Here is a 10,841-nt window from a genome sequence, read left to right as displayed (position 1 = left end):
GTGTTCATTCTTATTTCACGCTTGATCATATTAAATTTATGCTATGCATCATGGTAGGATGCTTTATTTATGATCGTTTACAGTATGCATCTTTCTATAATGTGGAAAGAATGACAATTGGGCGCTTTCTGATCATTGCCATCACTTTAGGTTTATTTTCAATGGTGAGTATAGTTTTCGCAAAGTATATTGTGAAAAATTATGGCGCAAAAGAAATGGCAAGCCTACTCATTTTTATTGTGATTGCAGGACTTGCCATTATTCTTTCAACACAAGTGTTGATGCGAAAGCTCTGTTATGAAATGACGCCCATAAAATAAGCAATCACTAATAATGATAATGATAATGCCCATATCCAAAAGAATGAAAATTTAATGTGTTGCCCCATGGATAATTTGGCTAAACCCAATCCCATCCATAATGCAGGTGAAAATGGTGAAATAAACGTTCCAACGATACTACCAATTAACATTGCGTATGCAGATGTTGTAGGTGCAACGCCTGCAACAGTTGTGATTTGTTCCACAATTGGAAAGAGTGCAAGATAATAAGCATCTGTATTTAACACAAGTTCTAATGGAATACCAAAAGCGCCAATGATGAGATGCAAATAAGGCAAGGCTGCTGAAGGTAGAATAGAAACTAAAGCTGTTGCAATACTTGTCAACATGCCGGATTCTTTTAAGATCCCCAAGAATGTCCCTGCTGCTAAAATGATACTTGCCATCATGATCGCACCACCTGCGTGAGCAGAAATGCGTTCCATTTGCATTTTAGGCTGAGGGTAGTTGATGAGAAGGGCAATACATAGTGCAATCATAAAGACATAGCCAGAAGGTAAATAACCACTAACCAATACCGCCAATGTTGCAATAAATAATACGGCATTGATCCAACGTAATTTAGGACGAAGTAAAGATTCTCTTTCAGCGCTTGCTTTAGCATCCAATAAATCTTCTGTGATTGCAGCTTCGTCACTTTGTGAAGCGAGTTTTTCTACCGTTAATGTATGGGATGTTTCTGAAGTGATAAATAATTCTGATCGACGAATACGTTTTTGTTCTTTTAATCCCATGATCACGGCTAAAGCAATCATCAGGACAACACCAACTAATTGAACAGGAATAAGAGGACGCCATAAATCGATCGCATCCATATCAAGCACTGCTGCGATTCTTCCGATTGGACCGCCCCAAGGCAGCATATTGATCAATCCCGCACTTGCTGCTAATAATAAGAAAAGAACATAAGGATTCATATTTAAGCGTTTATAGAGCGGCAATAGCGGAGGTACAACAAGTAAGAAAGTTGATGCGCCTGCACCATCTAGTTGAGCAATGATAGAAACAATGACAGTACCAACAGTCACAGCAACAACGTTACCATTTGTAAGCTTAATCATGCCATTGATAATGGGTTCAAATAAACCAACATCATTCATCACACCAAAGAATAAAATGGCGAATATGAACATAATGACAACTTGCAACACAGAACGAACACCTGATTGATAGAATTTGGAAATCGTTTCTAAATCAAATCCTGCAACTAAAGCACCAACAATGGGTACTAATATTAAACAAATGACAGGCGATACTTTTTCTGTTAATAAAAGTAAAACAATGATGAGTATGATGCATAATCCTACGGTAGTTAACATATATTATTAATTCCCTTTATATTTTATTGTTAGAGATTGATTAATAGTATTATATTTTTTTAACTTTTCGTTAAATTAAGTGCTGATGAATAAATAATGATCAAATTTTTATTTTGATAATAATCTATATAGTGTTGATAAATAATAGTTTTTTTATAATTGATGGATGTTTTTTAAGTTACAAAATTATTACAGTTTTTATGGTTTGAAAGAGTTGTAAGGCTGTGAAATAAAAAAATCCTGTTAGATTTTGATCGATCATCTAACAGGATGTAGTATAAATTTATAGCTTTTTCTTGTTCAGTAATAATGAGTTGGTTAAAACGCTCACTGAGCTGAATGCCATCGCACCACCTGCGATGATTGGGCTCAATAAACCAAAAGCTGCAAACGGAATGCCAACTGTGTTGTATAAGAATGCCCAGAAAAGGTTTTGGCGAATCTTTTTCATAGTTTCTTTGGATAATTGTAAAGTACGATCCACATTGATTAAGTCACCATTCATGATCGTGATATCTGCACTTTCCATTGCAATATCTGTGCCTGTGCCCATTGCAATGCCGATATCTGCTTGTGCTAATGCAGGAGCATCATTCATTCCATCACCAATCATGGCAATTTTTAAGCCTTTGTTTTGTAACTCTTTCACATAGTTTGCTTTATCTTGTGGCAATACTTCTGCAAAAATATGTGATTCATCCAAATGAACTTGTGAGCCAATATGAAGGGCAGTACGTTTGTTATCACCTGTCATCATATAAACATCAATGCCTTTAGCTTGTAAGCGTTGGATTGCTTCTGCTGTGGTTGGTTTTAGTTGATCCGCTACAGCAATTAAGCCAATGAGCTGTTGCTCTGATCCTAATAACATCACAGTTTTACCAGTGCTTTCTAACTGTTGAATCATATCAATATGTGTATCAATATTGATATTCTGTTGATCCATAAAGCGCTTTGCACCCACATAATATGTTTTGCCATTCAAATCACCCGAGATACCAAAACCTGTGTGTGATGTAAAATTATCAACAGTTTGTGGCTGGATCTCTTGATCATTGGCATAGTTCACAATGGCTTTCGCTAAAGGATGCTCTGAGAATGTTTCGAGAGAAGATAATACTGTTAAAATTGTTTGCCCATCGTTAGAGAAAGCTTGGAAGTCCGTCACAACAGGTTTACCTTCTGTCAATGTCCCTGTTTTATCTACGATCACTGCATTGATGATGGATGCTGTTTCTAATGCTTCACCATTTTTGATTAAAATGCCGTAGCGAGCACCCAACCCTGTACCCACCATGATTGCAGTGGGCGTTGCTAAACCTAGTGCACATGGGCAAGCAATCACTAAGACTGAAACAGCGTGGATAATGGCTGTAGTTGAGTCTTTAGTAATGTACCAAGAGATCAGCCATGTCAAAATTGCGATACCAATCACGGTTGGCACAAAGATTGCTGAAATTGTATCTGCGAGTTTTTGAATGGGTGCACGGCTACCTTGTGCATCTTCCACCATTTTAATGATTTTTGATAATGTACTTTCATTGCTTGCTTTTAAGACTTTTGCAGTCAATGTGCCTGTACTATTCATTGTGCCGCTGTAAATCACATCACCGATATTTTTTTCAACAGGTAAACTTTCGCCTGTGAGCATGCTTTCATCAATGGATGTATAGCCTGAAACAACTTCAGCATCTACAGGAATGGAGCGCCCTGGTTGAATCAAAATTAAATCGCCCATTTTTACTGCTTCTACAGGGATTTCTTTAGGTTGATTGTTTTCATCTAAAACTAAAGCTGTTTTAGGTTGAAGATCTAATAATTGTTTCAATGCGCTATTAGTGCGGGATTTCGCTAAATGCTCTAAATATTTACCCAAGAGAATCAATGTGATGATTACTGCACTTGCTTCAAAGTATAAGTGCCCTTGAGGTTGGCTAAAGAAGCCATTATAGATACTGAGTAGATAGGCACTTGTTGTTCCCAATGCGACGAGTACATCCATCGTTGCTGAGCCATTTTTTAAAGATAAATAAGTACCTTTATAAAAACGTGCGCCAATATAAAATTGAACTGGCGTTGTTAATAGTAATTGTACCCAAGGTGTATGCACAAAGTGAACCCAAGCTGCTTCACTTTTCAGAATCATGGCAAACATGCCAATCACCATTGGGAGAGATAATAAGCTACTGATAATCAGCTCTATTTTTAATTTTTTAAGCTCTTTGGCTTGTGCTTTTTCCAAGGATTCTTGGTTTTCTGCTAAATCTAAAATAGCGCCATAACCTGCTTTTGCCACAAAACCTTCAATAGTTTCTGGCGTGATTAAATTAGGATCAAATGAAACAACGGCCTTTTCTGTAGCAAAATTCACATAGGCATTATTGATCCCATCTTTTTTATTTAAGATTTTTTCAATGCGCGCCGAACAGTTGGTACAAGTCATCCCTGTGATGGCAAATGTTTCTTGGCGAATTGTTTCATTTGAGTTCATATTAAGCTTCCTTAGCGTCAAAACCGATGTTGTCAAACTCTTCAATCAATTGTGCAATCGTCACAGATTCATCAAATTCGACTGTGGTTGTTTTGGCTGCGATGTCTGATGTCACAGAGTGAACACCTGAAATTGCACTCAATCCTTTTTCGATAGAAGATGTGCAATGTCCGCAACTAATTTCTGGCACAGAAAATGTTACTTTTTTCATACTATTTTTCCTTTGAATGCTTTGGGAACAACAATCATCAATACATGTGCATTGACCTTTAATGCAGTTACACGGAACTTTATCAAGTGCAACTTGTACTTTTTTCTCTAAAGCTTGTGAGATTAAAGCGATATCGCTATGTGATAGAGGATTTTCTTCTAACAGCGCAGCAATATATTTGCCCATTTTTGTGGAGCAAATGTGGTGGGCCAATTCAGCACGCGATTGCTGGAGTGACTCTTTTTCTGAAATGGTAGGGAAGTAGCGATAGCGATTGCCTTCTGGATGTTTGCCGACATAACCTTTATTCACTAAGCGAGCGATTAAGGTTTTCACTGTGGAAGGCTTCCATTCATATTTCTCGGACAGCAAAGTCGTAACTTCATTGCTATAGCATTCACCTTGTGTCCAAAGGATGCGCATCACTTCCCACTCTGTTTTCGTAATTTTGATGTGTGACATTCATCTATCCTAAAATTCATTGACTACAGTTGTAGTCGATTTAACGTAAATGATAATACTTATTGGAAATAATGCAAATGTTTTTTGTGATTAAAATATTCTAGGTGTAAAAAAACCTAGCCAAAGCTAGGTTATGAATTGCTAATATTGAGTAAGCTATAATACTTTAATTGCCTCAATTACAGCTTCTGCGTGTTCTGCAACTTTTACTTTGCGCCATTCTTTTAATAAGTTGCCTTCGTTATCTAATAAGAAAGTGCTTCGCTCGATGCCAAAGCCGATTTTGCCAAACATACTTTTTTCTTTAATCACGCCAAAAGCATTGCACACTTGGCTCTCTTTATCTGAGAGTAATGGAAATTCAAGGTTATATTTGGTTGAAAATTTCTGGTGTGAACCTACAGAATCACGAGAAACACCTACAATTGCTGTATCCAATGATTGCAATGTTGCTAAATGTTCTTGGAATGCTTTTGCTTCATTGGTGCATCCTGGTGTGCTATCTTTTGGGTAAAAATAAACCACCAAATATTTTGCTGTGCCAACGATATCACTCAAAGATTGTTCTTCTGATTGCGTGGGAAATTTGATATTCCAAAGGGATTGGATCGTAATAGATTCTGACATAATGCTCTCCTAAGTGAGTAAAATATTATGAGATAATAGCAGAAAATAACTGATGGATGACCAATAAGCATGACCAAGATTTTAGTCGTTGAAGATGAAAAAAGCATTGCAGATACAATATTGTTTGCATTACAGCAGGAAGGCTTTGAGTGTGATTGGGTGACTTTAGGAACAAAAGCACTCGAAATGCAGCAAAGCAATGCTTATGATTTTTGGGTTTTAGATGTTGGTTTGCCTGATTTAAATGGCTTTGAAGTATGTAAGCAATTGCGTAAATTCTCAGAAATTCCAGTGATTTTCCTAACTGCACGTGATAATGAAATTGATCGCATTGTGGGTTTAGAAATCGGTGCGGATGACTATATTGGTAAGCCATTCAGCCCAAGAGAATTGGTTGCTCGCGTTAAAGTGATCTTGAAACGAGTTCAACCAATGGATAATAAAACTATATTGGAAGAACCAAGTTTGAGCACAGGTTTTTCAATAGATGAAGCATGCTTTGCGATCACTTATGATAACGAACGATTATCTTTAACGCGCCATGAATATCAGATTTTGTCTCATTTATTGAATCACCCAAAGCAAATTCTAAGCCGAGATCAATTGCTGAATGCTGTGGGTGTTTCTGCTGATGCCAGTTATGAACGCACAATTGATACGCACATCAAATCCATTCGTGCCAAATTGCGTAATATTGATCCTGAATTGGATGTGATTAAAACACATCGTGGTTTTGGTTATAGCTTTGAATTGGATCATTAAATATGGCAATCTCTAAGCGGATATTCATCTTCTATTTTCTTTTTGTGGCACTCTGTGGTTACTTTATGGTGCATCTATTTTCGCGTCAAGTTTATCCAAGTGTTCGCCAAACGACGGAAGAAACATTGGTGGATACGGCGAATTTATTAGCGGAAATTGTGGCATTTGATCTACAAGATGAAAAGATTACACCTGAATATCTGCAAAAAAGAATGCAATCATATCAACAACGAAATCCTAAAGCTAAAATTTGGGATGTGGAAAAAAGTGATGTGAGCTTGAATGTTTACATCACGGATAAAAATGGCATTGTATTGTTTGATTCAGAGAATCGTGCAGTTGGGCAGGATTATTCAAATTGGCGCGATGTTTATCTCACATTGCATGGACAATATGGTGCGAGAAGTTCTAAAGGTATTTCTAAATATGATACGAAAGGTGTTTCCTCCATCATGTATGTGGGCGCACCGATTTATCATCAAGGTGAAATCATTGGTGTATTAACCGTTTCTAAACCCAATAGTACGACAGATGCTTACATTGCGAGCGCCAAATCAGAACTCACATTTTTCGCTTTAATTTTATTTGGTACAAGTATTGTGGTTGGGGCGATTTTGTCGTGGTGGTTAGGTTTTTCATTCAGAAAATTGATTGATTACGCAAAGAAGCTTGGGAAAGGCGAAAGAGAAGTTCAGCCACAATTTTATGGTAAAGATTTGAATGTATTGGCTTCAACTTTATCTAATCTACGTGAAGAGTTGGATGGCAAAGAGTATGTTGAGCATTATGTGAATACATTAACTCATGAACTAAAAAGCCCATTGGCAGCGATTCGTGGTGCCAGTGAATTATTGCAAAATGATATGGATAAAGAAACTCAACGTAAATTCTTGGATAATATTGAGCGAGAAAGTGCTCGCTTACAGAATCTGATTGATCGCGTATTAAAGCTGAGTATGGTTGAGCAAAAGCAATCGTTAGAATCTAGTCAAAGCTTGAATTTAGCAATATTGATGGCAGAAGTTTTGGATGGCTTTGCATCATTGATTCAGCAAAAAGATATCAATGTGCAATGTAGCTTACCAAAGAATTTAACATTCATTGGTGATCATTTCTTAATGACACAAGCATTGTCCAATATCATCAGTAATGCGATTGATTTTATGCCGAATGATGGGCGATTGAGTATTGATGGAAAATTGAATAATCATCACATTGAAATTAACATTCACAATGAAGGCTCGCAGATTCCTGATTATGCATTGTCACGTTTATACGAACGATTTTACTCTTTGCCACGACCAGATTCGGGCGAGAAAAGTACAGGTTTGGGACTGAACTTTGTGAAAGAAATTATTGCCTTGCACAAAGGTGAAATTTCCATCGAAAACAAAGATAATGGCGTGAATGTTTGTATTCATATTCCAAAAGGGCATCGCTAAATGAATATTCATCCTCTATTTATCACCATTGGTTTATTAACCTTGAGTAATGTATTTATGACATTTGCTTGGTATGGGCATTTAAAATATATGCACTCTCGTGCTTGGGTGATTGCAGCTTTAGTGAGTTGGGGAATTGCGCTCTTTGAATACTTATTACAAGTACCAGCCAATCGCATAGGTTATGAGGTGGCAACGGCAGGACAGCTCAAAATTATTCAGGAAGTTTTGAGTTTATCAGTATTTATTCCATTTTCACTATTCATATTGAAAGAGCCTTTTAGGTTGGATTATATCTGGGCGGGATTATGTTTATTGGGTGCTGTATTTTTCATGTTTCGCAAAGAAATCATGAGTAGCTTCATATAATTATGGTAGGATTTCTGCCCATCATTTTATGAATAGCATTTAATTATAGATCCAACTCACATGAACAATAGACTTTCTTTCTCCGCATATTTAACCATTGGCTCAATGTTATTTGGGCTGTTTTTTGGTGCAGGTAATTTGATTTTTCCCATCCACATGGGACAAGAAGCAGGGGCTGCCACTTATATCGCAACATTAGGTTTTATTTTAACAGGCGTTGGCTTACCATTTTTGGGCGTGCTTGCTATTGGTTTTTCTAAAAGTAAGGGGTTGTATGATTTATCAAGCCGTATTTCACAGAAATATGGTTTGTTTTTCACAATGGCACTGTATTTAACCATTGGACCATTTTTCGCTTTACCAAGAACGGCAACAGTTTCCTTTGAAATTGGTTTTACACCATTTTTAAGTGCAGATATGTTGAGCTACGGATTATTAGCATTTTCTTTAGTTTTCTTTTTATTGAGCTGGCTTTTGTCTTTGAATCCAACGAATATTATGGTTTGGGTTGGCAAAGTATTGAATCCATTGTTTCTCATATTCTTAGCATTTTTGATCATCAGTGCTTTTGTGAAACCAATGGGTGCGATTGAAACATTGCCTGTTCACCCAAGCTATCAACAAAATGCTTTCTTCAAAGGATTCACAGAAGGCTATAATACAATGGATGCGTTGGCTTCTTTGGCTTTCGGTATCATTGTTGTGAGTGCCATTAAACGCTTTGGCGTAACCAATACAACTGATATTGCCAAAGATGTCATGAAGTCAGGCTTTGTGAGTGTGATTTTAATGGCATTGATTTATGGTTGCTTGGCCTATATTGGCGCCACGAGTTTAAATGTATTTCCATTATCGGCAAATGGTGGCATTGCATTGGCACAAGTTTCTCAGCACTATTTTGGTTTCTTAGGTTCGATTTTATTGGCAATCATTGTAACGATTGCCTGCTTAAAAACAGCGATTGGTCTAATCACGGCTTGTTCTGATATGTTCCATGAATTGTTTCCGTCCATTTCTTATCGCAACTTTGTGCATGGTTTTAGTATTGCAGGTTTATTAGTTGCGAATGTTGGTTTAACTTCCATCATCCAAATCTCTGTACCTGTATTGATGTTCTTATATCCATTAGCGATTACATTAATCCTCTTGGCATTGTTATCACCATTGTTTCAGCATAAAAGAATCGTGTATCAATGTACGACTGTATTCACATTGCTTGCAGCAATCATTGAAGGCTTAAAAGCAACAACAGATGTGATCAGTAAGAATCCAATTGTATTGAATATTACTTCATCTGTAGATGGTATTTTGCCATTTTCAGATATCAATATGGGCTGGATCACACCTGCTTTAATTGGCCTTGTGATTGGCTGGGTTTTGAGCTTTAAACAACAAGTACCAAACTAAATAAACATTCGTTCATATAAATCATCAAAAGGCAGGCTTAAACTAAGTCTGCTTTTTTATTGGAAAATTTATACTGCGCTTCACATAAAAAACACATTCACCTCATGATCTCTTCATATTGGTATCAGAGAATAAACCATCAAATTTAATGATGGAGAGATAATGAATAATTTAACAAAAAAGATGATATCCGTGTTGGTGATCATCGTCGTGCTATTGATTGGCATTGGCATGATCAGTTCTTTGATCAATGAGCGAATGTATCTTAAAAGCAGTGTTGAAGAAGATATTGCAAAGAGCTCTGTAAGATCACAAACATTGGCAGGGCCAATTATCACAGTGCCATATTCAGTCACAACTTATGACAGCGATCGTAAAGTTTATGTTCGTTCGGATGAAGCTTTATATTTCTTTCCTGATCAACTGAATATCGCGGGCGATTTAACAACAGAAGAAAGATATCGTGGCATTTATAAAGCCAATTTATATACATTCAAAGGGCAGCTAACAGGGCAGTTCACTTTACCTAAAAACTTGGGTTTAAAAGATTCTACGAATAATTATGAACTCGGCGAGCCGTACATTGCAATGCGCGTTTCTGATATTCGCGGGATTGGCAATACAACAGAAATGAAATTGAATGGCAGTAAAATGACTTTGTCACCATTGAGTGCACGTGGTTATTTATCAGAAGGCGTTAAAAGCTCTTTGACCAATGTTGATTTACAAAATGGCGGTGTGATTAAGTTTGATATTAATTTGGAATTAATGGGCACTTCGCGCTTAAACTTCTTATCAGCAGGTAAAGAAACAACGGTTAAACTCAATGGAATATGGCCACATCCAAGTTTTATTGGTAATGCATTGCCAAAAGAGCGCACAGTTGGCGATCAATCTTTCCAAGCAACTTGGGAAGTGAATCAGTTCTCAAATATTACACCAGCTGCATTGATGAGTTGTTGGCAAACAAGTGAAAGTTATTGTGAAACGAATAACATTACAAATTTTGGTGTAGATTTAGTAGATCCTGTGGATCATTATCGCAAAAGTGATCGTGCTGTGAAATATGCGATCTTGTTCATTGGATTAACATTTGCAGGTTTTTTTGTGTTTGAAGTGATGCGCGGTATGAATATCCATGCAATGCAATATGCACTGGTTGGCTTTGCCTTAGTTCTGTTCTTCTTGCTACTCATTTCATTGTCTGAACACATCGGCTTTTTATTAGCTTATTGGGTTGCTTCATTATCGTGTATTGGGCTCATCACTTATTACATGCACAGCGTATTGAAAGATAAAAAAATATCACTGAGTTTTGCGGGATTATTGGCGTTGTTATACATCACGTTATATATCTTGTTGAATGGCGAAGAATACAGCTTATTACTTGGCTCAATCTTTCTGTTCTTG

At 36.9% G+C, this 10,841-nt stretch carries 10 protein-coding genes; 6 read left to right on the top strand and 4 right to left on the bottom strand.

What is annotated here, in order from left to right; genetic code table 11:
* Nucleotides 1-320, top strand: a 320-nt coding sequence (locus BZK14_RS11495; RefSeq protein WP_216350021.1) for a hypothetical protein, incomplete at its 5' end; no start/stop codon positions are given.
* On the opposite strand, the gene BZK14_RS11490 is transcribed toward BZK14_RS11495, so the two are convergent.
* From BZK14_RS11490 to BZK14_RS11475, 4 genes are all read right to left on the bottom strand, one after another.
* Entirely contained in the window at nt 296-1,660 is a 1,365-nt protein-coding gene (locus BZK14_RS11490; RefSeq protein ID WP_077926617.1) for a CitMHS family transporter, read from the bottom strand. The two genes, BZK14_RS11495 and BZK14_RS11490, sit on opposite strands and share 25 nt — an antisense overlap.
* Nucleotides 1,661-1,943: 283 nt before the next feature.
* Nucleotides 1,944-4,151, bottom strand: a complete 2,208-nt coding sequence (locus BZK14_RS11485; RefSeq protein WP_077926616.1) for a heavy metal translocating P-type ATPase — start codon at nt 4,149-4,151, stop codon at nt 1,944-1,946.
* A 1-nt stretch (nt 4,152) separates the two neighbouring features.
* Complete coding sequence (locus BZK14_RS11480; RefSeq protein ID WP_077926615.1) at nt 4,153-4,824, bottom strand: CopY/TcrY family copper transport repressor; 672 nt, start codon at nt 4,822-4,824, stop codon at nt 4,153-4,155.
* A 156-nt stretch (nt 4,825-4,980) separates the two neighbouring features.
* Nucleotides 4,981-5,451 carry a peroxiredoxin gene (locus tag BZK14_RS11475; protein ID WP_077926614.1) on the bottom strand — a complete coding sequence of 157 codons (471 nt, stop codon included), beginning with the start codon at nt 5,449-5,451 and terminating at the stop codon, nt 4,981-4,983.
* Between the two features lie 69 nt (nt 5,452-5,520).
* On the opposite strand from BZK14_RS11475, the gene creB reads away from it, so the two are divergent.
* From creB to creD, 5 genes are all read left to right on the top strand, one after another.
* Nucleotides 5,521-6,213 (top strand): two-component system response regulator CreB, encoded by a 693-nt coding sequence (gene creB / locus BZK14_RS11470; protein WP_077926613.1) that lies wholly within the window; start codon nt 5,521-5,523, stop codon nt 6,211-6,213.
* A 2-nt stretch (nt 6,214-6,215) separates the two neighbouring features.
* Nucleotides 6,216-7,655, top strand: a complete 1,440-nt coding sequence (gene creC / locus BZK14_RS11465) for a two-component system sensor histidine kinase CreC (RefSeq protein WP_077926612.1) — start codon at nt 6,216-6,218, stop codon at nt 7,653-7,655.
* Between the two features lie 6 nt (nt 7,656-7,661).
* Complete coding sequence (locus BZK14_RS11460; RefSeq protein WP_077926619.1) at nt 7,662-8,024, top strand: DMT family protein; 363 nt, start codon at nt 7,662-7,664, stop codon at nt 8,022-8,024.
* Between the two features lie 60 nt (nt 8,025-8,084).
* Entirely contained in the window at nt 8,085-9,431 is a 1,347-nt protein-coding gene (gene brnQ / locus BZK14_RS11455; RefSeq protein WP_077926611.1) for a branched-chain amino acid transport system II carrier protein, read from the top strand.
* 162 nt (nt 9,432-9,593) lie between these two features.
* The coding region (gene creD / locus BZK14_RS11450; protein ID WP_077926610.1) for a cell envelope integrity protein CreD at nt 9,594-10,841 on the top strand (1,248 nt) is incomplete at its 3' end.

This window comes from Wohlfahrtiimonas larvae, from assembly GCF_002006755.1.
Taxonomy (GTDB): Bacteria; Pseudomonadota; Gammaproteobacteria; order Cardiobacteriales; family Wohlfahrtiimonadaceae; genus Wohlfahrtiimonas; species Wohlfahrtiimonas larvae.
This window is presented reverse-complemented; position numbering and strand designations above follow the sequence as displayed.

What these genes read in the sequence shown, in the direction of transcription:
- BZK14_RS11490 (WP_077926617.1), bottom strand. Translation starts at nt 1,660, where the DNA reads ATGTTAACTACCGTAGGATTATGCATCATACTCATCATTGTTTTACTT.
- brnQ (WP_077926611.1), top strand. Translation starts at nt 8,085, where the DNA reads ATGAACAATAGACTTTCTTTCTCCGCATATTTAACCATTGGCTCAATG.
- creB (WP_077926613.1), top strand. Translation starts at nt 5,521, where the DNA reads ATGACCAAGATTTTAGTCGTTGAAGATGAAAAAAGCATTGCAGATACA.
- BZK14_RS11480 (WP_077926615.1), bottom strand. Translation starts at nt 4,824, where the DNA reads ATGTCACACATCAAAATTACGAAAACAGAGTGGGAAGTGATGCGCATC.
- BZK14_RS11475 (WP_077926614.1), bottom strand. Translation starts at nt 5,451, where the DNA reads ATGTCAGAATCTATTACGATCCAATCCCTTTGGAATATCAAATTTCCC.
- creC (WP_077926612.1), top strand. Translation starts at nt 6,216, where the DNA reads ATGGCAATCTCTAAGCGGATATTCATCTTCTATTTTCTTTTTGTGGCA.
- BZK14_RS11485 (WP_077926616.1), bottom strand. Translation starts at nt 4,151, where the DNA reads ATGAACTCAAATGAAACAATTCGCCAAGAAACATTTGCCATCACAGGG.